The organism is Paenibacillus sp. 1182, from assembly GCF_017833915.1.
In the GTDB taxonomy this organism is placed as follows: Bacteria; Bacillota; Bacilli; order Paenibacillales; family Paenibacillaceae; genus Paenibacillus; species Paenibacillus polymyxa_D.
This window is the reverse complement of record NZ_JAFICR010000006.1, coordinates 179,699-205,269: the sequence shown is the minus strand read 5'-3', so window position 1 is coordinate 205,269 and position 25,571 is coordinate 179,699. Positions and strand designations below refer to the sequence as shown.

The following is a 25,571-nucleotide window of genomic DNA, read 5'->3' as shown; positions in this document are numbered from 1 at the left end:
CGTCGTCATTAGTAAACGCCGTCTTCACCAAATTTCTTGGCCAGTCGATTGGAGCCCATAATCAGGATTAAACCTACCACACCTTTAAAAAGCCCTACCGTTGTACTAAAACTTAATTGTCCATTCTTTAAGCCCGCAGTATAAATGTAAGTGTCAAAGATTTCGGCAACTTCGCGGTTTAAGGAGTTCAATAGCAGATACATATGCTCAAAGCCCAAATCCAACGTGCTACCGATCTTCAAAATTAACAATGTAATAATGACTGGGCGGATCGCAGGCAAGGTAACGTGCCATGTCTTTCTCAGGCGTCCAGCTCCGTCCATCTCTGCTGCCTCATACAATTGCGTATCTACCACTGTAATCGCAGATAGATAAATGATGGTAGACCAGCCCAGTTCCTTCCAAATCACTTGCCCGATGTAGACTGTTCGCAGCCATTGCGGAGAAGTTAAGAAACTGATCTTCTCACCACCTAGCGCGGCAATCATTTCATTCAGCACCCCACCGTCTACGGTTAGGAATACATAAGAAATCGAAACAATGATAACCCATGACATAAAGTGCGGGATGTAGATAATGGTTTGGATAATGTTCTTAAAGAACATCTTCCTGACTTCGTTCAGCATAAGCGCCAAAATGATGGGCAATGGAAAAAAGATTACAATGTTCAATGCAAACAAAACCAGCGTATTGCGAAGCAGCATAAAAAACGTAGGCTCGGTAAACAAACGAATAAAATGCTTCATGCCTACCCATGGACTGCCTGTGATTCCCTGAAAAGCTTGATAATCCTGAAATGCAATCACCAATCCCCCCATAGGAAAGTACTTAAAAATAATGAAGTATACCAGTCCGGGTAAAACCATTAGATAGAGCAGCTTGTGTTTCTGCATTCGTAAAAGGCTTTCCGTCGTTCTTTTGTTCTTTTTCATTTTCATGTTTGGTGCGGGGACACTTGAAACTTTCATTAGTTCGACCTCCTTCAAACGTTCCTGTATACGTTTTCAAGAGTATGCGATTTTCAGCATTCCGTATATAATCACCAAATGATAGCGTTTACAAAATTGGGTGTGCAGCCTACTTTTCAACCTTTCACCTTAGCTAATGATTACTACACAACCTAATGATCATTCGCTTTTTTCCAGGCTTAGGGAACACCTCAAGATTTGATTATATACGGAATTCTTTCCTCTTGATAAGGTTGCCATGTAAACGATTACGAGGAGGTCAACCACATTGACACAGCCATTACGAAAACAAAAATTACGAAAAAAAGAATCGCTGGGCAGCCGTATCTTCAACATTGTAAACAGTACACTATTGATTCTCATTGCCCTCACTTGTCTCTTACCTTTTTTGAATATCATCGCCAGCTCTTTTGCCTCAACCGAAGAAGTGATAGCCAAGAAGTTCATTTTATTCCCAGTTACTTTTTCCTTGGATGCCTACCGCTATATTCTGTCGACTCCCACCATTTTTAGAGGTCTCGGGGTTTCGGTCGGCGTAACGATCGTCGGTACAGTTGTAAGTATGATATTTACTGCTTTTATGGCTTATGGATTATCCCGAAGATATCTACTCGGCCGCAATACGATTAACTTCATTGTCGTGTTTTCTATGTTGTTTAGTGGGGGGATGATTCCAACATTCCTGGTTGTAAAAAGCATGGGGCTTATCAATTCGTATTGGTCCTTGATTCTTCCTGTGGCCATTAATGCGTTTAACCTGATTATCATGCGTAACTTCTTTCAGGCGCTGCCAGATGATCTGGAGGAATCAGCCAAGATGGACGGGTGCAACGATTTTGGTATCTTCTTTAAAATTATGTTGCCATTAGCCCTGCCTTCTATTGCAACCATCTCTCTATTCTACGCTGTTGCCTACTGGAATACGTATATGCACGCCATTCTCTATATCAATGATTCTGCCAAATGGCCGATTCAAGTCTTGCTACGTCAAATTGTAATCGTTTCCAGTGGTATGCAGGCAGAAGGGACTGCTGTAGATGTCATTCCGCCTGCGCAGACGATTAAGATGGCGGTCATTGTCATTGCGACCGTTCCGATGTTAATCGTGTATCCATTTGTGCAAAAGCACTTTGTCAAAGGAGCTTTGTTAGGAGCGGTTAAAGGTTAATTGGCTTGCTTCATCTTTCGGTAAGCTCCCGGTGTAACCTGTTCCTTTTTCCGAAAAGAGCGGATAAAGTTTTGCGAATTATGATATTGCAGTCGCTCGGCGATTTCTTTAATCGTCATATCTGTCTCAACGAGCCACTTCTTACCCATTTGCAGCCGGTAGCCCATCAGATATTCACTAAACGTCGTTCCGTATTCTTTTTTGAAAATACTGCTTAAATAATTCGGATTGTAATGAAGTCGGTCTCCAATGAGTTCTAATGATAATTCCTGGTCATATTCAGCACGGATAATAGCAGCAATTTTCTCCGAGAGACAGCGGAATTGCTGGTTGGTCTTCTCCTTCATGCTTTTTACCATGGGGAAAATAACTTGCTCTATCAGCATACGTTCTATCTCTTCCGGATTACGGATGTCCAGCAAACGATGATACAAGGCATGATTGTCTTGCGTCAGCAGCACTTCAATCCCTAATAGTTGCTCTAATTGGATGAGGTTATTCACAAACCGTACCAACAGCACCTCAAAGTTCATGGAATGATTGTTTTTTACCATCATTTCCTCCAATAATGAGTGCACGGTATGATATACCTGCTCTTCGTCCCCTATTCGGATGGCATCAAATAGTTTTGATTCCAATTCCGTAGGATAATGGAGCAGCACCGGACCTGAAATGACCATGGAAATATCTTCATAAAAAATAATCGACTCTTTGCCTAAATTTAAACGGTGATGCAAAGCTTGCTTGCTCATCTCACAGGCTTCTTTACTTTCTAATAAGTTATCATACGCCGTACTAATGCCGATGCTGATGGAAACATTTAAATACTCTTTTACGTTTCGAACCAAAAGGGTCGCATCATCCAAGACTTGCTTTCTCATTTCCTGTTCGCTCAACCCTGTCAAAATTAATATGGTGGCCTGAGTGTTATCGTTCAAAATGATGGGAAGCATTCGCTGCTGCTCTGGAATCGTTTCTTCTACGATTTTGTTAATAGCCAGCAGCAAAACATCTTTATCCGAGGGCTCTCGATCTCCCAGATTATCCAGTTGGACTAACAAGGTAATATACATTTGATTCTCGATCTGCGGATAACCCAAGCGTGGCATTTTTCGTGCCAATTCCTCTGCAGAAATACGTTTGCGGAACAGGTTGAGAATCAATTGGGTTTCCAACTGTGGCATTTCGGACTGAATGAGACTTTCCAAGCTTTCCTTCTCGGTTACAATGTTATCGATGGAATTAATAATCCATTCAATTTCATTTTTAGAAGGTTCATTTTTGAAAGCGAAATTAGGATTTTTAGGCAAGCTTCGTTTTATTTGCTGAAATGGCTTTGTAAAGTAAATGGCAATGAAGTACGCCACTACCACCATTAAGAGCGTTAATACAAGTCCCATCATGATGATCCCAAATTTGGTCGTTTGAAAGGCATCCGCAATTTCTTTCTTATCTAATACTGTTAAGTAAGTCCAATTGTTATAGGCAGATTTGGCATAGATGACTTGTCGTGCAGGCTGCTGATCCGTTTTCTCCAAAGTTAGCATACCTGTGTTGCTCGGCTTCACTGTGGCTTCTGAAATATGCTGGAGCTGCTGGGTGGACAATAATTGTTCGGCAGGCTGGGTTTCATACATTAAATCGCCTTGATTATTCAAGATAAAAACAGCCATATGATCCTCGGTTTGAATCGTATGATTTAATGTTTGCAGCGAAATATCCGACAGAGCAATGGCTTGCTTCTTCTTAGAGAATACAGGCAAGGTATTAACAAAACGAATCCCTTTATCTGTTTTAACCCAGAATAGTCCCTGATTCTGATGGTCGATATAGGTATTAACCAGCTTCTCCCTTTCTGCTTTCGTCAAATAAGACAGGCTTCCATTGGAGATTCTCCAATTCTGATCCAGACTGATGAGTGAATATTCCGTTCCCTCTAATCCCATCGTAGCAATATAATTGAGCTGAGTATTCACATTCCGATACGCTATAAAATCTTTTTCTGTAATGGGATTTTTCACAACATCATTAAAGGAACTGGTCGTGCTATACGTATTAAAAGCATATTCAATCGTTTGAATTTTCTGCTCCAGGCTATTTCTGATCTGTGCCATATAGCTTTGCTTGGTATTGGAAACCCTCTCCACAACGGAGCTAATTGTTGTAAAATAGATGTAGCTTCCAAAACTGGCCACAAATCCTATTCCTAAAACCAGAATCGTAATAAAAATGGTGTAGAACATTCTTCCTTTTTTCATTGCGCTCCCCCTCTGGCTCTTTGCATCACATCAAAATTATAGCGCTTTCATAACAAGGTTTAAATCATTTTTTTCACGTGTGCATTATTTTTTACATCCGTATCATTCCAATTTAAGTCGATTTTGTTTGGTTGGCGGCAGTTAAAAAGAAATTTGGAGGAATTACTTATGTTACATGTTGTTAGTCCTAAAGAACCGATTGTAAAAGAAGAATTTCCGTCAGAAACTTCCTTTCTCTCCCTCTATCCCCTAGCAGTTGGTGAAGCTCGTCCTTTTATATTGGTATTACCTGGCGGTGGTTACGAGCATTTGGCCTCACATGAAGGAGAGCCTATAGCTCGGTGGTTAAACGATCTAGGTATTCATGCGGGTGTGCTGGAGTATCAAGTCGGTGATTTCGAGATTACTTCCTTGTTGGAGGATGTAGAACATGCTCTGCAATGGATTCGCCAAACATCGCATGACTGGCTGGTCATCCCTGACCAAGTGGGGCTCATCGGTTTTTCAGCAGGCGGTCACTTGGCCTCCATTGTCTCCACTATAGGGACGGTAAAGCCAGATCTTCTGTTGTTGGGATACCCTGTAATTTCATTTTATGAGCCTTATACACATATCGGAAGCCGTACGCATTTTTTAGGGGAACAGCCGACGCTGGAACAGCTTCAAGCCTTTTCATCCGATCGGCAAGTGACTTCAAAGACACCTCCAACTTTGATGTGGACTACAGCCAATGATGGCGCTGTACCGGTAGAAAATAGTCTGTTGTTCGCTTTTTCATTATCCAGGGAACGTATTCCGTTTGAACTGCATGTATTTGAGGAAGGACGACACGGCTTGGGACTGTCAGAGGACAACCATGAATGCCATCAATGGCTCAATCTGGCGGAAACTTGGCTTCAAAAACATGGATATGCTCGGGCGAGACAACAGATCACAACTCGACTGTTTATCGCCGGGGACTCCACTGCAGCTCAAAAAGGGGCTACCGAAAAACCGATGACAGGCTGGGGTGAACACTTGCAAAGCTATTTGGCACCGTCTGTTCATGTGGACAATCGTGCTGTCAATGGGCGAAGCACCAAATCTTTTATAGCAGAAGGCCGATTAGCTGATATTGAAAAAGATATTCTAGCTGGAGACTATCTGTTTATTCAATTTGGACACAACGATGAGAAAAAAGAAGACCCCACTCGCTATACCGATCCTGATGGAGATTATCGTCAAAACTTAATTCATTACATTCAGTCCGCTAGAGAGCGTGGTGGAATTCCAGTGCTATTGACCTCTGTAAGCCGCCGCCGATTCACCGCAAACGGTGAACCTGATCCGCTGGCTGTAGGAGCCTATCCCGCTGCCATGAGACAAGTAGCCGCGGAAACCAAAACACCCCTGCTCGATATTTTTGAAGCTTCTCAGCAGCTTTATCGTTCCATGGGTGAAAAAGAGTCCCAGCAGCTATTTATGTATTTGCCTGAAAAAGCGCACCCTAATTACCCCGCTGGTATAACGGATAATACCCATTTTTCTGACAAAGGAGCCAAACAGGTCGCCCAGCTTATAGCGGAAGCCATTCGTCAGTGTGCGGAACTGTCTGCATTAAAACAGCGTATGGTAGAAAGGAATCTAGACAGCGATGAGAGACTTGCACATCAACTTGTCAACTGATATCAAGAACTAGAAAGAATACAAATACGAAAAACGGGCTTGGAGCTAATCACTCTGACGTCCGTTTTTTATTCCGTGTGGATCAAAGACTATACAGCCAGGAGAATAGTTCAAAAATACAGTACAATAAAATGAATTTCTTTAATTGTTATATTTTAATTATTTTGTATCTTATAGGACTTTAGAATCGTTTTTTGTATTATTTTGACAACATTTGTCGAATAAAGCGAAATCAATAATTTTACATGGTATATTTTAGGAGCTCATATCATACATCAGGAGGAATTTTTTATGAATACTAAGAAAATCTTATTAACAACAGCAATGTCTTTGGGGCTAATTGGTAGTATCATCGTCCCTAGTGCGTCCGCAGCAGTAGGTCCTTCGCCAGTAATTACGCCTGTTGTAGAAGTTAACGGAGTATATTACAGAACGGCTACATTGCCACGAAATTATTCCTATGCGCTGTCAAATTACCCGGGCGATACTTATAAAGTGGCGAGCGGAAATGTCACAGTCTCCTCTTCCGGCGTGGTAACAACCACCACTGCAACGAGCGCAAGAGTAGAAATTTACGGCGGTAACGGTAAATTGAGAATGGTGTATACCGTCAAGGTAAACTAAGGTTGGAATAAGCGTTCCTGGGAGTACGGAGTCAACGATCATTATCAAAATGGTGATTTGATAGCGAGTTTCTTAGGCACTTTGTTAAGTGATTTCGAGAATATCAAAAGAAGCACTGTCCGTTTATTGGGGCAGTGCTTTTGTTTAATGCAATCGTAATTATTATTCGTACATACACCAGCAGTAGCTAGTTTAAATAATTTGTTTAAGTAAATTAGGCGTTTATCAGTATGAAATATTGTATTGTAAGGTGGTGGTTAATTTTAATGCAAGCTTTTTGGGTTTATTACTATCCTGTCGCTATGCAATTTGATGCCCGTCCCCCTCTATATCCAGAATTAATCAAACAACTTTACTTAGATAAAGAAGTAAATGTTTTTACAAACCAAGGAGTGTTGATTAAAGGAAAAATTACGATGTTTGGGATTCAACCGATGTTGCAATGGGGCGACCTTATGGATATGTATTTATAACAGATCATACGGACCCTTCAAAACCTAAATATTGCAACCTTAAATATACAGACATACAATGGATTGCATTCACCTAAATTTAGGAAGAAAAGCTACATGAACGTAATAGAAATCGAAGTATACAATATTTAACGGTTCCTACTGCCAAAAGTTTTGAGAAAAAAGGTAGATATGATATTGAAAAATGGGTTTATTTACAAAACCGCTTATATTGAAGAAGTTGATATTTCGTCTGGCGCTAATTTTGGATCTGTTAAGTTTTTCCCTCAGGGAGCACTACCAGATGCACCACAATTTACAACAGCTGATGATATTATAGCGATTGCTGCGGCAGGGCAGCTTGTTATACCTGGCGGAAGTACATCTGGTAGTGGTATGCCTGCCTGGTAGTGGTATGCCCGGTACTGGTGTGCCTGGTGATGGCTATTACCCAAGAAATTGGTATCCTCAAATGTATCCTTAACAAAATTATAGTTTTTCTTCCCCTTCCCCGTTTTGGGTATGTTATTATCCCGTTGCCTTTCACCTATATTCCTAAAACTATAAATTCTGATTTGCTCCGAAATTGAATAAAACTTTGAAGATGCTTGTTCAGTCACGATATAGTTATTGTAATTATAAAATATGAACAACTACTCTACTATAGAAGAACATGGTGGCAAGACTTCGGTCCACAATAGGTATTCCTCTCAAAAAAAGAACTTTATAAATTTGTTATGAGGTGACAAAAAACAAATGACATAATAATCTTTCGATCCGATCTGTTCCCTATCCCTCGATACCAAAAACGCTGATTCTCATAATTCCCAATACCTTTAGCGACAGTATTCAAAGGCGGTCGGCTGAGAAAAAAAGAGTTTGTGCGACAGCTTTTGTTTTACAAGAGATAAAAAGAGCAGGAAAGGTACCTTCACTGCTCTCTTATTAAATTTATTTAAAACTTCAATCCTGACCAAGAACCAACTTTAGTTTTTCCTCCCGTAGTCTTAAGCCATTTACCCAATAAATTTTTGTGTTGAGATTCAACTTCGATCCATAATTCCTTGTTTACTACCCATATTGCAAATTTTATTCTCGTTACTATGCTTGTAGGGTAAGTACCTTCAACTCTATTTTTGTCTCTATTCAATACAAACTTTTGAACAGGTATTCCGGCAACTTTTGGCGTTACTTCGATTTGGCATTCATGTACCGTGTAACTTACCGACCCTATCGAGATACTAGCTTCTCCCGAATAAAGGAGATTACCTTTACCTCCAGTTATGGCACAATTTTGAGGTGTTGGTGTTGGTGTTGGTGTTGGTGTTGGTGTTGGTGTTGGTGTTGGTGTTGGTGTTGGTGTTGGTGTTGGTGTTGGTGTTGGTGTTGGTGTCGGTGTCGGTGTCTCACCGCCTAACACTTCTAAGCCACTCAATTCATCAGGAAGATAACTTAGATTTCCATAGTTTACTCCTGTTCTGTCACTAATAATATTAATCAACTGGACTCGGTTTGTATTCGAATCATAATCCCCTACTGTGGCGGTAATTGTCCCGGTTATATTTGGTACAGTCGTTCGGATTTTTTTGCCCTTTAGATTTTTTACTTCGGGTAAGGTAATAAGCTGAAGCGATCTGACAGATGAAATAAAATTTTGCTTTCCTTTTTTTCTTAATTGCTGAGCCGGACTTTTTCGGGAAGTTTTCAAACTTCCCACCTTGTTCTTCACAATCACCACTCCTTCGCTGATCAATATGATTGTTAACTACATGCTTAGCTTATAAAGTCATAGTTATAAATGTCCGGGCAATTTTCACTTTATTTATGTCATCAACTTAAAAATACTTCGACAAATGAATAAATAGGTATATAAGGACTTCTACTAATAAGATAGTATTCTTTGTGGAAACAGTGTCCCCCAAGTTATCCTTCTTATGGAAAAAGGTTTTCATAGATAAATTATTCAATACCATTCTTCCTTTTTCAAAAAGTTTAATTAAATTAAATTAAATTTATTTGATTAATAAGAGGGTCACTTTTAAGTTTCCATCTTGTAAATCACTTTCAGTAGTCCTGTGTCACTCTTTTCCTAATGCTTCTATAAACGACGAAAAAACCCTTGCTAAGCAAGGGTTTTTGAGGAAATGGGCCCTGAGGGACTCGAACCCCCGACCAATCGGTTATGAGCCGACCGCTCTAACCAACTGAGCTAAGGGCCCTCAAAAAAACATGTATATTCACGTCACATATTCATAACAGCAACGTTAATTAATATACAACATTTTCTTGTGTTTCGTCAATAGTCTTTCGAAAATTTTCTTTTTAAAAATTATTTTTGTGGACTTACGGAATAAATCGGACACCATAACGACCTTTGCGCGAGCGGTACACCTCCACTGCGCGGGGATCATTGTAGCCATACATCCAGCCGTCGTGCTCCAACCTTTTTGCCAGACATCCTGCCTGAAATTTAGTCGTGTACAGTCTGCCATAGTAAATCCAATACATCCGAGCTCCCTCTTTTCACATGATGGTAGGAGTTAGTGTAACCGGATCGAATTCGATTTACACGGCCTGGGCCATAACAATCTACAATGGTTAGCAAAGAGTACGAATCGCTCTAATCATTAGACCTATTGGCCTCTATAGCTCATCTTATTTACCAAAGGAAGCGGGGTCCTGGCGCCAGGAACGCAGCAGTTCCATCTCTTCTTCCTGAATGGTTCCTTCACGCAAGGCAACGTTCATCAGGGCTGTATAATTGGACAAGCTTTGCAGCTCCACACCCGCTTCTTCAAAGGCTTGAGTCGCTTTGTCTAGCTGGTAGCTGAAAATGGCCAGTACCGCTAATGGCTGAGCGCCTGCTTGTGCTACGGCCTGTGCTGCTTTAATGGAGCTGCCTCCTGTAGAAATAAGATCCTCGATAACCATAACCTTCTGACCTGCACTAATACGGCCTTCGATTTGGTTTTCTTTCCCATGTCCTTTGGCTTTGTCCCTTACATAGGCCATTGGCAGATTTAGCTTTTGCGCCACCCAGGCTGCATGAGGAATCCCTGCTGTAGCTGTCCCTGCAATGACTTCAGTTTCGGGGTATTGCTCACGAATAAGGGCAGCAAATGAGTCTGCGATCAGCTCGCGCACCTCCGGGTAGGACATGGTCAGGCGATTGTCACAGTAAATTGGCGATTTAATGCCGGATGTCCATGTAAAAGGCTGTTGTGGGCGCAATGCCACCGCCTGAATACGTAACAGATGGGATGCAATTTGCTCAGGTATACTATTGAATGTGGTCATACTTGTATCATCTCCTCAATAATGTGTTCCGCTGCGGCGCGTGGGTCTGCTGCTGCGGTGATAGGACGTCCAACGACAATGTAGCTGCTGCCTTGTGCAATGGCTTGGCGAGGTGTAAGCACACGCGACTGATCGCCTGTAGCACTACCTGCCGGGCGTATGCCAGGAGTTATCGTCTTAAAGTCTGATCCACATACAGCACGAATGGCAGGCACTTCCAAAGGTGAAGCTACCACACCATCCAGTCCCGCCTCACGGGTCAGTTGCGCGTAACGAACCACTGCATCCTGTACCGTACCAGGAATACCTAACTCCTTATTCATGGTCGTCTGATCCGTGCTGGTCAGCTGTGTGACTGCAATAATGAGCGGCATGGAAAGCGAGCTGTCTGCGGAAATAGCTGCTTCTGCACCAGCTTTAGCGGCTGACATCATATTAACGCCCCCAGCAGCATGTACGTTGAACATATCTACACCTAAGCGGGTAATGCTCTCTGCCCCTCCCCGCACCGTGTTAGGGATATCATGCATTTTCAAATCCAGAAATACGGAGTATCCTCTGGACTTTAGTTGTTCTACAAAAGCTGGCCCTGCACTATAAAACAGTTGCATACCTACTTTTATATAACAAGGAATCCCTTCTAGCTGCCGAATTAACTGCTCAGCCTGTTGTGCATTGGGATAATCTAACGCAACCATCAGCCGTCCTGCCATCTGCTGAAATGCTCCATTCACCGTTCTTCATCCCCTTTTTACGTCAATTCGGGTGCATTTGCCCGTGATAAAGGACATCCGTCAGCCGAAGCTGATGAATGTCCTTCCCTGTGCTACTTATTTCCTCACATCTATTCGTAACGCATTATTTGCTCAGGACCGGCATGGATTCGGATGTGAAATTGATCGTTTCCAGCATTCTTAGCAAAGCGCGTACTGTATCCAGTGAGGTCATGCAGACAATGCCATTCTCAACTGCTTCGCGGCGGATACGGAATCCATCACGCTCTGGCGTTTTGCCTTTGGTCAACGTATTGAAGACAAAGTTGGCTTCACCCGTGCGAATCATATCCAGGATGTTCGGATTACCTTCGCTCAGTTTGTTGATCGTGTTCACTGGAATATTGGCCTGCTTCATAGCAGCCGCCGTTCCACCTGTTGCAATAATTTTATAGCCCAGTCTGTAAAAGCCCTGCATCAACTCGACAGCTTCTTCTTTGTCCTTATCTGCCACTGTAATGATGATCGCCCCAGTGGATGGAATTTTCATACCAGCTCCCACAAGTCCTTTGTACAGTGCTTTGGCATACTGAATATCGCGTCCCATAACTTCACCTGTCGATTTCATTTCCGGGCCCAGCGTCGGCTCTACACGACGCAGTTTGGCAAAGGAGAATACCGGAACCTTAACCGAGACATAATTACTTTCAGGCCATAGGCCTTCTGAATAACCTGCATCTTTAAGCTTACCGCCCAAAATAGCCTGTGTAGCCAGATTCGCCATTGGGATATTTGTTACTTTACTCAAGAAAGGAACTGTCCGCGAGGAGCGAGGATTAACCTCGATCACGTACACCTCGTCTTGATGAATAACAAACTGGATATTTACCAGACCGATGGTTTTCAATTCCTTAGCGATGCTGATTGTAATTTCCACAATTTTTTGTTTCAGCTCGACAGATAAGTGCTGTGGTGGATACACCGCGATAGAGTCACCTGAGTGAACCCCGGCCCGTTCCACATGCTCCATAATGCCTGGTACCAATACTGTCTCGCCGTCGCAGATGGCATCGACCTCTACTTCTTTACCCAGCATATAACGGTCGATGAGCACCGGATGCTCTGGATTGATTTTAACCGCTTCTTCCATGTACCGCAGCAATTCCGTATCTGAGTACACGATTTCCATAGCGCGTCCGCCCAGAACGTAGGATGGACGTACCAGAACTGGATAGCCCAGCGCCTGTGCGGTTCCTACTGCTTCATCAACTGATGTGACCGTGTTGCCTTTAGGCTGTGCGATAGCCAGACGAGACAAAAGTTGCTCAAACTTCTTCCGGTCTTCCGCTTCATCGATACTTTCCAGACTCGTACCCAAAATATTCACGCCTGCCGCACTCAGTGGAGCTGCGAGATTAATGGCCGTTTGACCCCCGAACTGGACGATAACCCCAATCGGTTTTTCCTGCTCGATAACATTCATTACATCTTCGAAGAAGAGCGGTTCAAAGTAGAGGCGGTCGGATGTGTTAAAGTCCGTAGATACCGTCTCCGGGTTGTTATTGATAATCACTGCTTCGTAGCCCGCTTTTTGAATAGCCCATACCGCATGTACGGTGGAGTAATCAAATTCAATCCCTTGCCCGATCCGAATCGGTCCGGAACCGAGTACGATAACTTTCTCTTTGCTAGATGGAATCACTTCATTTTCCACCTCGTAAGAGGAGTAGTAGTACGGAGTTGTGGCTTCAAACTCGGCTGCGCACGTATCTACCATTTTGTAGACCGGACGCAGGTTTTGAGCTAGACGGAATTCACGTACCTCACGCTCGGTTGTCATACTGTCGTTTTGGCCCATACTGCGAATCTCGGCGATCGAGCGGTCGGTAAAACCTTTACGTTTGGCCTGATAGAGTGTTTCGTAGGTCAGCTCAGCTTCTCCAGCGATGATGGCTTCGAACTTGATGATTCCCTCTACCTTATCGAGGAACCACCAGTCAATTTTCGTCAAATCTTGAATCTCCTGCTGCTGCCAGCCGCGACGGAACGCCTCGGCTACCAAGAACAAACGCTCATCATCTGCTTTAATCAAGCGATCCTTGAGCACGTCATCAGACAGCTGATCGGCTCCCTTAAGATGCAGACGGTGTACACCGATTTCCAAAGACCGTACCGCTTTCTGGATGGACTCTTCGAATGTGCGTCCGATGGCCATGACTTCACCCGTTGCTTTCATTTGCGTGCCCAGCTTGCGGTTGGCAGAAATGAATTTGTCAAATGGCCAGCGTGGTATTTTGCTCACGATGTAATCCAGTGTTGGCTCAAAGCAAGCATACGTCTGTCCCGTTACCGGATTCACAATTTCATCCAACGTGTAGCCGAGTGCAATTTTAGCAGCCATTTTAGCAATCGGATATCCGGTTGCCTTGGAGGCCAGCGCCGAGGAGCGACTTACGCGCGGGTTTACTTCAATTACATAGTATTGATAGCTGTGCGGATCAAGCGCAAACTGTACATTACAGCCGCCTTCGATATTGAGGGCCCGGATAATTTTCAGAGAAGCGGAACGCAGCATCTGGTATTCGCGATCTGACAGCGTCTGACTCGGAGCTACGACGATACTGTCGCCAGTATGCACGCCGACTGGATCAAAGTTCTCCATATTACAGACAACGATGCAGTTATCATTGCCGTCACGCATGACCTCATATTCGACTTCCTTCATACCTGCAATACTCTTTTCCACCAAACATTGTCCGATTGGACTGTATCTCAACCCAGAGCTGACGGTTTCACGCAGTTCTTCTTCTGTGGAGCAGATACCACCGCCTGTTCCCCCTAGCGTATAAGCCGGGCGAACGATAATTGGATAACCGATTTCGTTAGCAAATTCTAATGATTCTTCCAAGGTTGTTACAATTACACTCTCCGGTACAGGTTGTTCCAACTCGCGCATCAAATCACGGAACAGATCACGATCTTCGGCTTTTTCTATCGAATTCAGTTGAGTTCCCAGCAGCTTGACGTTTTCACGCTCCAGCACTCCGGCGCGAGCCAGTTCCACTGCCATATTCAGACCTGTCTGTCCTCCCAGCGTAGGAAGCAGCCCATCTGGACGCTCTTGACGGATAATCTGTGTTACAAAATCAAGTGTAATCGGCTCGATGTATACTTTGTCTGCCATATTGGTGTCTGTCATGATGGTTGCCGGATTACTGTTGATCAGTACTACCTCGACGCCTTCTTCTTTGAGCGCTTGACAAGCTTGTGTACCAGCGTAATCAAATTCTGCTGCCTGACCAATGACGATAGGACCGGAACCGATCACAAGTATTTTTTTAAGTTCTGTATTTTTCGGCATATTAGCGCTCTCCTCTCACTGCGGCGGCGATAGCAGCCTGACGCGGTTGCTTTGGATGATTTCTTTTGTGCTCACGGATCATGTCCAGAAAGCGGTCAAACAGGTAGCCATTATCGTAAGGTCCTGGTGCAGCCTCTGGATGATATTGCACCGAAAACGCGGGATACTTGGTATGTTTAAGACCTTCAATCGTTTTATCGTTGTTATTAATATGCGTCACTTCAAGCTCAGTACCTTGGATCGAATCCTCATTCACCGTGTAGCCGTGATTTTGTGATGTGATAAAGCAGCGTCCGCTCTCCAGTTCTTTCACCGGATGGTTACCACCGCGATGTCCGAATTTCAGCTTTTCCGTATCCGCTCCCGAAGCTAAAGCGAACAACTGGTGTCCCAAGCAAATTCCGAAAATCGGATATTCCCCTAACAGTTCAGCTACCGTACGAACGGCATGGGGTACGTCTTTTGGATCTCCAGGGCCGTTAGACAGCTGGATACCATCCGGGTCCAAGCGACGAATTTCCTCAGCCGTCGTATCATGTGGAACGACAACTACATCGCAGTCCCGTTTGTTCAGTTCGCGCAAAATGCCGCTTTTGGCACCGTAGTCAATCAATACGATCCGTTCTCCGTTGCCAGGACTGCTGTACGGATGAGGTGTGGAAGTCATAGGGACCTGATTGCGCAGTTCTTCAATGGTCAAGTCAGACATCATTTCTTTCAGTTCTTCCAGCGGCTGGGAACCAGTCGTCAAAATGCCCTTCATCGTGCCGTGATGGCGAATAATCCGGGTAAGCATGCGGGTGTCGATGTCGCTAATGCCAATGATGCCATATTCCTTCAGCAAATCGCCCACGCTGTATTGAGCACGCCAGTTACTTGGCGCTGGCTCGTAATGTCTAACAGCAAAGCCATGGACATAAGGCCGTACCGATTCAAAGTCATCACGAGTAATTCCATAGTTGCCAATCAGCGGGTAAGTCATCGTTACGATTTGTCCGCAGTAAGAGGGATCAGTCAGCACCTCTTGATAGCCTGTAATCCCTGTGTTGAAAACGACCTCGCCTGTTTTATCACCTTCCGCACCAAATGATGTGCCTGTAAACAGCGTGCCGTCCTGAAGTAACAATCTTGCCTGCATCCCGTCTCACTCCTCTATATTGTTTCCTGCTATAAGGTTCTATTTTTTTTAGTGGTTTCTATTTATTTTGCTTCGTCAGCAGACCATACCAGTTTGCCATCTACCCAAGTTTTCACAGGCCAGCCTTTGAGCTTCCAGCCTGTAAAAGGAGTGTTGCGTCCTTTGCTGGCAAACGTTTGCGGATTAACTGCCTGCTCCTGCTCCAGATCAATCATGGTCAGGTCAGCTGGAGCTCCTTCTTCCAGGCGTCCCGTATCAAGGCGGAAGACACGCGCTGGATCAGCAGTCATACGACGCACCAGAAAGTCCAGCGTCCACTGTCCGGTAGCTACGAATTTCGTGTACAACAGCGGGAAGGCCGTCTCAAATCCAACGATCCCGAATGGCGCCAGCTCCATCCCTCTTGCCTTCTCTTCCTCACTGTGCGCTGCATGGTCGGTTACGACGATGTCAATCGTACCGTCTTCCAGTCCCTCGATGCATGCCTGCACATCACGTGGGGAGCGGAGCGGAGGATTCATTTTCCAATTCGCATCCAGCCCAGGGATGTCCTCATCTGACAATACCAAGTGGTGTGGGCATACCTCAGCCGTTACCTTGATACCAAAAGATTTTGCGTGGCGGATTAACCGCACTGACTGCTCTGTGCTGACATGGCATACATGATAGTGTGCCCCGGTTGCCTCGGATAACAAAATGTCTCGTCCGACGTGAATGGCTTCGGATTCGTTCGGAATGCCTTTAAGTCCGTGGCGCTTGGCAAATTCGCCGTCCGTCACAGCCGCTCCTTCAACAAGCGTGTTATCTTCACAGTGTGCAATAACCGGCATATCCAGTGCCTTGGCCCGCGCCATGGCGTCCTTCATCATTTGCGCGCTTTGCACCCCGACACCATCGTCAGTAAAGCCGATTGCACCTGCTGCTTTGAGCGCTTCAAAATCTGTCAGCTCACGACCCAGTTCGTTTTTCGTAATGGCTGCGTAAGGAAGAACCTTGGCAAGCCCGGCTTCCTGTCCCTTTTTCAATACCAGCTGGACTGTGTCCACATTGTCAGTCACTGGACGTGTGTTTGGCATGCAGGCAATCGTCGTAAATCCACCTTTCACCGCTGCACGGCTGCCCGTTTCAATCGTTTCTTTATATTCAAAGCCAGGTTCTCTCAGATGCACATGCATGTCGATTAAACCGGGAATGACCAGTTTTCCCTGGGCGTCGATTTTTTCAACTTCGCGCTCCTGCTCAGATGCCCCTTCTTCTATAAGTAGGCTGACTCCAGCATCTGCATTTGCGATAGCCAAAATCTTTCCGTCGGCGATTAGGATGGATTTCAATTCAGCCTCGCCCTGCTCGTTCAATACGCTTGCATTCATTATTAATTGTTTCATCTGAAATATTCCTCCGCTCAGTTTTCTGCAACTTTTCCTACGATCCTACTGACAGCTTCTACAGCTTCATTGCCCGTTCCATAACCGCCATGCGGATCGGAACCCCGTTTGCCATTTGTGGAAAAATTCGTGATTGTTCGCTTTCCACAACCGCACTATCAATTTCCACGTTCCGATTCACTGGAGCTGGATGCATGATAATTGTTCCGGGCTTCAGGTTCGCTGCTCTTTTCTCTGTCAAACCGTACTGCTCTCGGTACTCATCCGCTGAGCGCAACATCCCTTCGGCATGCCGTTCCAGCTGTACCCGAAGCATCATGACCACGTCCGCCTGTAGTGCCTCTTGCATCGGAACATAAGGCGCGTACGCCGCAAGATCAGGTGCTTGCATATTATCAGGAGCGCAGAAGCTAACCTTGGCTCCAAATTTTTGCAAGGCCCACAGATTCGAGCGAGCGACACGGCTGTGCAGAATGTCTCCTATGATGGATACTCTCAAGCCTTTAAGCTCACCGAAAGTTTTTCGCATGGTGTACAGGTCCAGCAGAGCCTGCGTTGGATGCTCATTGTTGCCGTCCCCTGCATTAACCAGTGGAACACTGACCTTCTCAGCGAGCTCTTGCAGCACCCCGGCTGGCTTTAACCGGATGACTCCTGCATCAATGCCCATGGATTCGAGCGTACGTACTGTATCGTAAATGGACTCCCCTTTTTCCACACTGGAAGCCGCAGCGGAAAAGTTCAAAACCTGAGCGCCCAGCCGCTTCTCTGCCATTTCAAAAGAAAAGCGGGTGCGAGTGCTGTTTTCAAAAAACATGTTGGCTGCAAAGCGTGATTGCAGTACTGGAACCAGTTTTTCTGGTTGATATTCCCAATAATGAGCGCGATCCAGAATGGACTCGATTTCATTTCGGCTAAGTTCCTTTAACCCGAGCAGGCTACGTTCTTTAAGTTGACTGGCTGTTGTGATCATAGCTGTTCCCCCCGGTTCTGAATGATTGTCACTTCGTCCTTACCGTCCGTCTCTTGAAGGGCTACTACGATTTCCTCAGATTTGGAGGTCGGGATGTTCTTGCCGATGTAATCCGGACGAATCGGAAGCTCACGGTGTCCGCGATCTGCTAGCACTGCCAGCTGAATCATTTGCGGTCGTCCGCAGTGCATCAATGCATCCATCGCCGCGCGGATGGTGCGGCCTGTGTACAGCACATCGTCAAAGAGAATGACTTTCTTATCATGAACCGATACGTCAGCAGGATTCATCAAAAGCTCTTTTCCATTTCCTTTAGCTTCGGCTACGCTGCTCCGGTCATCCCGGTAGGCTGTGACATCCAGCTCTCCCCATGGAATTGGTGCGCCTTCAATCTCAGCAATTTTTTCAGCCAGGCGTTGCGCCAAATGAACTCCGCGTGTTCGAATACCTACTAGCACACAATCGTCAATACCTTTGTTTTTCTCCAAAATTTCATGTGCAATCCGTGTCAATGCCCGACGAATCGCAATTTCATCCATCAGTACATGTGTTTCATGACTCATGCTTCCAGCCTCCTCAGGTGATGTTCCCTTCAGACCTGGTCCCGTGTTCGGATACAAAAAAGACTCCTTGCCCAAGTTTGGCAAGGAGTCTCGTGTGAACAGTCTTCCACTGTTCTCCGATCTCTCGGACACACTGAAGACATACCGCCGCAGCGGATGCACTGATCAGTGATCCATTCACGTTACCTTGCCAGCCTCACGGGACTGATTTAAAGGTGCTATTCAGGATTTCCTTTGTCCTGCTTCTCATAGTGTGAGATGGTTAGCCATCTCTTGGACAAAGTTCATCGCAACTACAAGAAGTATGACAGATTGAAAATCGTGTGTCAACACCCGTTCAACCGGAACCACCGGAAGCACTCTAATAATTATACAACTTCATTGTATAATTATCCATAGTTGTTTTTACCCATACCTTATCCCACAATAAAAAAACCGCCAATTAGGCGGTTTAACTTAATAATTTATTCAGGTTTGTGAATAGGAATGCAAATTGTCATTGTTTTAGCGACTACGCAAGGATGCTAAAACATCCTCCATATCAGGAGGGATCGGTCTGTTGAATTCCATGTACTCTCCAGTGGATGGATGCTTAAAGCCCAGTACCGCCGCATGCAGCGCCTGACCATCCATACGAACCCCTTTGCTGCGCCCATACATAGGGTCGCCAACCAATGGGTGTCCAATAAATTTCATGTGAACACGAATTTGGTGTGTGCGTCCTGTTTCCAATTGAAGTTCAAGCAGGGTATAATCCCCCAACCGTTCAATGACAAGAAAATGGGTGACTGCATGCTTGCTGTTGCGTTCCGTCACTGTGAACAATTTGCGATCACCCGAATCGCGGCCAATCGGAGCATCTACCGTTCCCTGATCGTGGCTCAAATGACCGTGAACTAAGGCTATATATTTCCGAGTCACACTATGGTCCTTAAGCTGTGCTGCAAGTGATGCGTGAGCCTGATCATTTTTAGCCGCCATCAGCAGTCCTGATGTATCCTTATCAATACGGTGAACAATACCAGGACGTAATTCCCCGTTGATGCCGGAAAGATCGTGACAGTGGTACATCAGTGCGTTAACCAATGTTCCCGAAGAGTGTCCCGGTGCAGGATGCACGACCAGACCACGTTGCTTGTTAATAACAATAACGTCCGAGTCCTCGTAAACGACATCCAACGGAATATTTTCCGGTACAATATCTACACTTTCTGGCTCCGGTACCGATAATACAATACGATCTCCTTCAGCCAGCTTGTAGTTCGCCTTGATCGCCGTACCGTTCACCAGCACGCGACCATTTCCGATCCACATCTGTATCTGAGAACGAGACACTTCCTTCATTTCTTCGGCGATATATTTGTCTATACGCGTTTTGGCATCCCCGGAATCGGCTGTCCATTCCAGAGATTCACCCTCCAGTTCGTCCTCATAAGACAGACCTGCGGCTTCGCCGTTTTCATTCACTTCGCTCATGCTATGACTTCCCTTCAATGCTATCATTGCCATTTCCTTTTTCCCGACGCGATTCCAGCAATGTATCCAAAATAATCAGTGCTACACCGATGACAATCGCCGAATCTGCCACATTAAAAATGGGGAACGTATAGCTCCCAAAATTAAATTGTGCAAAATCAACTACTTCCCCTGAAATAGCTCGATCCAAAAAGTTACCGACTGCTCCCCCCAGCACCAAACTTAGCGCAACAGGAAGTAGCTTTTGTCCAGCCTTGACTGTTTTTCGCAGGTACCAGACGATACCAATCACCACTACAATTGTAATCACGATAAAAAGCCAACGTTGACCTTCCAAAATCCCAAAAGCAGCTCCACGATTTCGATGGGAGGTGATTAAAAAGAAGTTGCCGATGACTGGTATTTGTTCGTACAATTCCATCCGCGTAGCCACCAAATATTTGACTCCCTGATCAATCAAAAAAATAATTAGCGCAATACCAAAATAAATCACAGTCCTTCGTCACTCCGATCCGCTTATATCCGTTGTTGAACCCATTTATTGTAGCATAAGCATTCTCAGATCGTCCACGAGTCCCGCAAGCTTCAAGTACAGATCATCCATAAAATGAACTCCTTCGCATTTGATTAGAATTTCCTATGTAAAAGAGGTCTTCCCGGTGCAAACTACATGGAGCATACTCGACACAACGCATGCGCATGTAAACCTAGAACAAGGAGAGGATTCCATGTCCCCATTGACGGAGCAACAATTGCAGGGCTTGCGTAACGAACTGCTGGAACGCAAAAAAGAAATTGAACATCGTTTGCAAGACAACGACCATTACGGACTCGGCGATTCCCAACGCGACCAAACCGGCGAGCTTTCTCCTATTGATAACCACCCAGGAGACCTGGCTACCGAAACCTACGAGCGAGCCAAGGATATTTCCTTACTGGAACACGACGAATTCCAATTAGAACGCATCGAATCAGCTCTGATGGCTATGGAAAAGGGGACGTATGGCATTTGTGCCGCCAGCGGTAAACCCATTCCCTATGAGCGCCTACTGGCTGTTCCCTATACCATTTACTGTAAAGAGTACAGTCCCGAAACAGAAGTGTCTAACCGCCGCCCAGTAGAGGAAGAATTTCTCGCTCCCTCGTTCGGCAGAACGAGTCTGGATGAGCGTGATGATCAAAACGGCTTCGACGGTGAAGATGCTTGGCAGATCGTCGAAAATTGGGGTACCTCTAACACACCAGCCATGGCCGAAAGTGGAGAAATCCACAGTTATGATGATATGGAAATTGAAGCAGGCGATGATAATATGGGCTTCGTAGAGCCATACGAAAGCTTTATTGCTACTGACATTTATGGACAAAATGTATCTGTTATTCGCAGCTCCATTTATCAGCGTTATTTAGAAGATGGCGAGGGCGAAGGTCTACTGGAGCCGGATACGCACGAAGACGAATCGTGAACTTCAAAGTGGAGATCGTTGCCTAATAGGTGGTAAGCTCCAATTGTCGCTGTACGATCCGTACAATATCAGCGATATAATCACCGATAATCGGCAAATTCAACGCTCCGAGCATTTGCAGCACATAAATAATGGTAGCGGCAAAAAAAGTAAAACCTAGCGCGATGCCGATTCCCCGGGAAACGCCTGATATTAGATTTAGCCAGAGTAATCGCCAAGGCTTATTCAGCAGCAAAGCGTAATCTGCAATACGTGTCCGTTCCATCTGCTCTGACACAGCACGTATCAGCTTTTCAACACGACTTAATTGCTCTGCCTGATTACCTGTTTTGCTTTTATCTGCGGCTATGGCAGCCCCTTCTCCGTTTACCCCTCGGAGACTCCTTCCCTGTCTACGCCTTGATCGTGCCGTCATATGCACAATCCCCCTTTTCCCATGGCTGCCCTGAACGCAGCAAACGAGCCGAAGCACGTAACGGAGAAAAACCGTTTCCGATGCTTAGGCTCGTTTTTATATGCTGCCTGTTATTGTATTATGGGACAGGGGGCTTGTAATTATTCCCCAATATGAACGCCGATGGTTTTACCGTTCACTTCCACATGTTCTGCCGGTTCGGCTTGACCAAATGTCACAGTAGTAACCAATACGTTCTCACGCAACACAGAATCGAAGCTTTCAATGGCCAGACGCAGCTCATTATCTACATCCAACGTCAACGCCACATACTTTTCAATCGGCAGATCCAGTTTTTTACGATAATCCTGTACCGCACGAACCACTTCACGTACCCAGCCCTCTTGCTCCAGCTCCGGTGTAATGTCTGTGTTCAACGCTACCGTTAAGCCATAACCGGAAGCAGAAGCGAAGCCTTCTTTCGCTTTTTTCTCCACCAGCAATTCTTCAGCCGTAACTTGCAGTTCTTCACCTTCTGGAGAAGCGACGTTTAACACTCCTTTTTCTACAACAGAACGGGTATCCTCAGCAGACATTCCCTTGAAAAAGTTTTGTAGGAAACCGACATTTTTGCCGTATTTCTTGCCTGCTACTTTCAAATTCAGTTTCAGTGTAAAATCTACAAAGCCGCTATCGTCCGTCTCCACATGAATATGCTTCACGTTAATCTCATCTTTGATGATTTCCTCATAGCCACTCAGTTCAAAGTCCTGATCCATGGACAGAATCAACTCGGACAACGGTTGACGCGTTTTCAAACCCGTTTCGTTGCGGACGTTACGCGCCAATTCGACGACACGGCGTGCCGTTTCCATATCTCGTTCCAGTTCCAGATCGATCAAGGATTCATTGGCAGTCGGATAATCATCTAAATGAACACTTTCCCCGTTGCTTAGGTTGAGGTAAATATCCTCTGCAAGCAGTGGTGTAAACGGCGCAAGCAGTTTGGCAGTCGTTAACAGCACTTCGGTCAGTGTACGGTATGCATCCAGCTTATCTTCTGTAAGACCATTGCCCCAGAATCGGTCGCGTGAACGACGGATATACCAGTTGCTCAGCTCATCCACAAACGACTCAATCGCTTTGGATGAGTTCAGGAAGTCATTTACAGCCAGCGCTTTGTCCACTACCAAAATCAGGCTGTTCAGACGGGACAAAATCCAACGATCCAACTTATGAGCCGATGGTTTGAACGGATGCTGTGCCGGATCAAATCCGTCGATATCCGCATACAAGGTCAGAAAAGCATGTGTATTGACAAGCGTATCCACCAGCTTCGATTTAGCCTCACCTACAATGCCTTTGGAAAAACGTTTGCTATTCCATGGTGCACTATCTGACAGCAATGCCCAGCGGAAAGCATCTGTACCATACTCGTCAATCACTTCCCACGGATCAATAACATTACCCTTGGATTTGGACATTTTCTGCCCCTGCTCATCCAGTACATGGCCTGTCGCCATGACAGCTTTATAAGGAGCTTTGCCAGTCAGCATAGTCGAAACCGCAAGCAAGCTATAGAACCAGCCACGAGTCTGGTCAATCCCTTCACAGATCATATCTGCCGGAAATTGCTGCTCGAACGTTTCATTATTTTCAAAAGGATAATGATGCTGCGCAAACGGCATGGAGCCGCTATCGAACCATACGTCGATTACTTCCGGTGTACGAGTCATTTCGTATTTACCGCATTGGCTACGAACCTTGATATCATCTACATATGGTTTGTGCAGCTCGATATCCGCTGGTACGTCGCCGATCGCACGTTCCCTCAACTCAGCAATACTATGAGGAGCGAACTGTTCTCCAGTTTCCTCACAAACCCAGATGTTCAGCGGTGTACCCCAATAGCGATCGCGACTGATGTTCCAATCCACCAGTTCCTCCAAAAACTTGCCAAAACGTCCTTCACGTATATGCCCCGGGTACCATTCGACTTCGCTGTTGTTGGCAATCAATTGATCCTTGATCGCAGTTGTTTTGATAAACCAGCTGTCCATAGCATAGTACAATAATGGAGTATCGCAGCGCCAGCAGAACGGATAGCTATGCTCGTATTTTTCCTTGCTGTACAGCAAGCCTTTTTCGGACAGCATTTTAACAATATCTACATCACAGTCTTTCACAAAACGGCCTGCAAAATCAGTGATTTCCTCTACATAGTTACCTTGAAGATCCACCACGTTGATAAACTCAACACCATTTTCACGACATACCCGGTAATCATCCTCACCATGCGCTGGAGCCATATGAACAATACCTGTACCGCTGGAATCTGTTACGAACTTCGCACCCAGAATCTGATTACCCTTCTCAACCTGAAAATACGTAAATGGCGGGGTATAGGTTTGGCCAACCAGTTCTGAACCAGATAGCGTGCCAATCACTTCATGCTCGCCTTTAATGACGTCTTCAACCAGATTTTTAGCAACGATGTATACACCGTCTTCCTGCTTCACACGTGCATATTCCAGTTCAGGGTTGACGGCAAGCGCCACGTGACTCGGCAAGGTCCAGGGTGTTGTCGTCCAAGCCAGTACATATTCACCACTGCTATGCAGCTTGAATTTGGCCGTGGCACTCAGATCCTTTACATCTTTGTAGCCCTGCGCTACTTCATGAGAACTAAGCGTTGTCTGACAATCCGGACAATACGGACTCACACGATGACCACGATACAGCAGATCTTTTTCATGAATGGTCGCCAAAATGTTCCATACGCTCTCGATATAGTTATTATCCAATGTAATGTACGGGTTATCGAGGTCTGTCCAGTATCCGATCGCTTCGGTTAGATCACGCCATTGTTGCTCGTATTCAAACACGCTCGCCTTACATTTTTTTATAAACTTTTCAACGCCGTATTCTTCAATTTCAGGTTTATGGGAGATCCCCAGTTGCTTCTGTACACCTAATTCTACCGGCAAGCCATGCGTGTCCCAGCCTGCCTTACGTACGACGCGGTATCCCTTCATTGTCTGATAGCGGCCCACAAAATCCTTAATTACACGGCCCAGCACGTGACCGATATGCGGTTTACCGTTAGCTGTTGGTGGGCCCTCATAGAACACAAAATTTGGCTTTCCTTCACGATTTGTAATGGATTTACGGAATGTGTCCTCCTGCTTCCATTTGCTCAGGATGCGCAGGTCACGGGACCGTGCTTTTTCTTTAACATCCACTCTGTTCATACTGTCATACTCCCTCTCTGCTCATCATTGATTTCCCTAGCATTTCCTAAAAAAAGCAACAAAAAAAGCCCCATCCCTGTAAAGGGACGAGACTGTGCTCGCGTTACCACCCTGATTCCGTAAAAATAGACCATTCTAAAAATACAGTCTCATCACGGCTCTCTGAGCCCCACTCAACTACAGCAGGGCGCCATTATAACGCATGGCAAACGGTGATTGCTTACACACGCCATACATCTTAAGCGCTTCAGCTCACTTCTCCGGGAGGATCTTCGGTCATGTTCTGAACGTTGGCTTGCACCGGAAGGCCAACTCTCTGAGGGACAAATCATGACGTACTAGTTCCCATCAACGAATTAAACATGTTAAATTCATCGAATATTAAACAGCAACATCGTTGCCTTGAATAACAACCATCAGCC

At 45.3% G+C, this 25,571-nt stretch carries 21 protein-coding genes, 1 tRNA gene and 1 other annotated feature; of the genes, 6 read left to right on the top strand and 16 right to left on the bottom strand.

Features of this window, described 5'->3' with window-relative positions; translation table 11 throughout:
* Nucleotides 1-8: 8 nt before the first annotated feature.
* Nucleotides 9-968, bottom strand: a complete 960-nt coding sequence (locus JOD82_RS14430; protein ID WP_023989418.1) for an ABC transporter permease — start codon at nt 966-968, stop codon at nt 9-11.
* A 268-nt stretch (nt 969-1,236) separates the two neighbouring features.
* Here JOD82_RS14430 and JOD82_RS14425 point away from each other — a divergent pair, with 268 nt between their 5' ends.
* Nucleotides 1,237-2,136 carry a carbohydrate ABC transporter permease gene (locus tag JOD82_RS14425; RefSeq protein WP_013311057.1) on the top strand — a complete coding sequence of 300 codons (900 nt, stop codon included), beginning with the start codon at nt 1,237-1,239 and terminating at the stop codon, nt 2,134-2,136.
* On the opposite strand, the gene JOD82_RS14420 is transcribed toward JOD82_RS14425, so the two are convergent.
* A complete protein-coding gene (locus JOD82_RS14420; RefSeq protein WP_069010294.1) occupies nt 2,133-4,394 on the bottom strand; it encodes a helix-turn-helix domain-containing protein in 2,262 nt (753 codons plus the stop codon). The two genes, JOD82_RS14425 and JOD82_RS14420, sit on opposite strands and share 4 nt — an antisense overlap.
* A gap of 168 nt (nt 4,395-4,562) precedes the next feature.
* Here JOD82_RS14420 and JOD82_RS14415 point away from each other — a divergent pair, with 168 nt between their 5' ends.
* The 4 genes from JOD82_RS14415 (at nt 4,563) to JOD82_RS14400 (ending at nt 7,546) form a co-directional block, all read left to right on the top strand.
* Complete coding sequence (locus tag JOD82_RS14415) at nt 4,563-6,059, top strand: GDSL-type esterase/lipase family protein (protein ID WP_029517729.1); 1,497 nt, start codon at nt 4,563-4,565, stop codon at nt 6,057-6,059.
* Nucleotides 6,060-6,350: 291 nt separating this feature from the next.
* Entirely contained in the window at nt 6,351-6,683 is a 333-nt protein-coding gene (locus JOD82_RS14410; protein WP_069010293.1) for a hypothetical protein, read from the top strand.
* 266 nt (nt 6,684-6,949) lie between these two features.
* Nucleotides 6,950-7,156, top strand: a complete 207-nt coding sequence (locus JOD82_RS14405; RefSeq protein WP_069010292.1) for a hypothetical protein — start codon at nt 6,950-6,952, stop codon at nt 7,154-7,156.
* A gap of 177 nt (nt 7,157-7,333) precedes the next feature.
* Nucleotides 7,334-7,546 carry a hypothetical protein gene (locus tag JOD82_RS14400; RefSeq protein ID WP_069010291.1) on the top strand — a complete coding sequence of 71 codons (213 nt, stop codon included), beginning with the start codon at nt 7,334-7,336 and terminating at the stop codon, nt 7,544-7,546.
* Nucleotides 7,547-8,090: 544 nt separating this feature from the next.
* On the opposite strand, the gene JOD82_RS14395 is transcribed toward JOD82_RS14400, so the two are convergent.
* The 12 genes from JOD82_RS14395 to lspA form a co-directional block, all read right to left on the bottom strand.
* Entirely contained in the window at nt 8,091-8,864 is a 774-nt protein-coding gene (locus tag JOD82_RS14395) for a hypothetical protein (protein WP_209949520.1), read from the bottom strand.
* 416 nt (nt 8,865-9,280) lie between these two features.
* A tRNA-Ile gene (locus tag JOD82_RS14390) sits at nt 9,281-9,354 on the bottom strand.
* Nucleotides 9,355-9,478: 124 nt separating this feature from the next.
* Complete coding sequence (locus tag JOD82_RS14385) at nt 9,479-9,643, bottom strand: hypothetical protein (protein WP_014282411.1); 165 nt, start codon at nt 9,641-9,643, stop codon at nt 9,479-9,481.
* A 147-nt stretch (nt 9,644-9,790) separates the two neighbouring features.
* Nucleotides 9,791-10,432 carry an orotate phosphoribosyltransferase gene (pyrE, locus tag JOD82_RS14380; protein WP_013311063.1) on the bottom strand — a complete coding sequence of 214 codons (642 nt, stop codon included), beginning with the start codon at nt 10,430-10,432 and terminating at the stop codon, nt 9,791-9,793.
* Nucleotides 10,429-11,166: an orotidine-5'-phosphate decarboxylase gene (pyrF, locus tag JOD82_RS14375; protein ID WP_069010290.1), complete on the bottom strand. Its 738-nt coding sequence runs from the start codon at nt 11,164-11,166 to the stop codon at nt 10,429-10,431. The genes pyrE and pyrF overlap by 4 nt, the downstream gene beginning before the upstream one ends.
* 124 nt (nt 11,167-11,290) lie before the next feature.
* Nucleotides 11,291-14,506 (bottom strand): carbamoyl-phosphate synthase large subunit, encoded by a 3,216-nt coding sequence (gene carB, locus JOD82_RS14370; protein WP_029517733.1) that lies wholly within the window; start codon nt 14,504-14,506, stop codon nt 11,291-11,293.
* 1 nt (nt 14,507) lies between these two features.
* Entirely contained in the window at nt 14,508-15,644 is a 1,137-nt protein-coding gene (gene carA / locus JOD82_RS14365) for a glutamine-hydrolyzing carbamoyl-phosphate synthase small subunit (RefSeq protein WP_025718621.1), read from the bottom strand.
* 62 nt (nt 15,645-15,706) lie between these two features.
* On the bottom strand, nt 15,707-17,029 hold the full coding sequence (locus tag JOD82_RS14360; protein ID WP_209949518.1) for a dihydroorotase: 1,323 nt from the start codon (nt 17,027-17,029) through the stop codon (nt 15,707-15,709).
* A 58-nt stretch (nt 17,030-17,087) separates the two neighbouring features.
* Complete coding sequence (locus JOD82_RS14355; RefSeq protein ID WP_069289975.1) at nt 17,088-18,002, bottom strand: aspartate carbamoyltransferase catalytic subunit; 915 nt, start codon at nt 18,000-18,002, stop codon at nt 17,088-17,090.
* Nucleotides 17,999-18,565 (bottom strand): bifunctional pyr operon transcriptional regulator/uracil phosphoribosyltransferase PyrR, encoded by a 567-nt coding sequence (gene pyrR / locus JOD82_RS14350; protein WP_023989428.1) that lies wholly within the window; start codon nt 18,563-18,565, stop codon nt 17,999-18,001. Before pyrR ends, JOD82_RS14355 begins: the two co-directional genes overlap by 4 nt.
* A gap of 504 nt (nt 18,566-19,069) precedes the next feature.
* Nucleotides 19,070-20,041: an RluA family pseudouridine synthase gene (locus tag JOD82_RS14345; RefSeq protein WP_103049653.1), complete on the bottom strand. Its 972-nt coding sequence runs from the start codon at nt 20,039-20,041 to the stop codon at nt 19,070-19,072.
* Between the two features lies 1 nt (nt 20,042).
* The gene (gene lspA, locus JOD82_RS14340) at nt 20,043-20,534 is read right to left on the bottom strand and encodes a signal peptidase II (RefSeq protein ID WP_023989430.1); all 492 of its coding nucleotides are present in this window, start codon (nt 20,532-20,534) and stop codon (nt 20,043-20,045) included.
* Between the two features lie 235 nt (nt 20,535-20,769).
* Between lspA and JOD82_RS14335 the strand changes: the two genes are divergently transcribed.
* Nucleotides 20,770-21,504, top strand: a complete 735-nt coding sequence (locus JOD82_RS14335; protein ID WP_061828501.1) for a TraR/DksA C4-type zinc finger protein — start codon at nt 20,770-20,772, stop codon at nt 21,502-21,504.
* A 22-nt stretch (nt 21,505-21,526) separates the two neighbouring features.
* Here the strand turns inward: JOD82_RS14335 and JOD82_RS14330 are convergent, their stop codons facing one another.
* Together JOD82_RS14330 and ileS are read right to left on the bottom strand one after the other, a co-directional pair.
* Complete coding sequence (locus JOD82_RS14330; RefSeq protein ID WP_209949516.1) at nt 21,527-21,919, bottom strand: DUF5665 domain-containing protein; 393 nt, start codon at nt 21,917-21,919, stop codon at nt 21,527-21,529.
* Between the two features lie 140 nt (nt 21,920-22,059).
* Nucleotides 22,060-25,149, bottom strand: a complete 3,090-nt coding sequence (gene ileS, locus JOD82_RS14325) for an isoleucine--tRNA ligase (protein WP_209949514.1) — start codon at nt 25,147-25,149, stop codon at nt 22,060-22,062.
* Nucleotides 25,150-25,228: 79 nt separating this feature from the next.
* Nucleotides 25,229-25,510, bottom strand: a binding site (T-box leader).
* Nucleotides 25,511-25,571 lie beyond the last annotated feature (61 nt).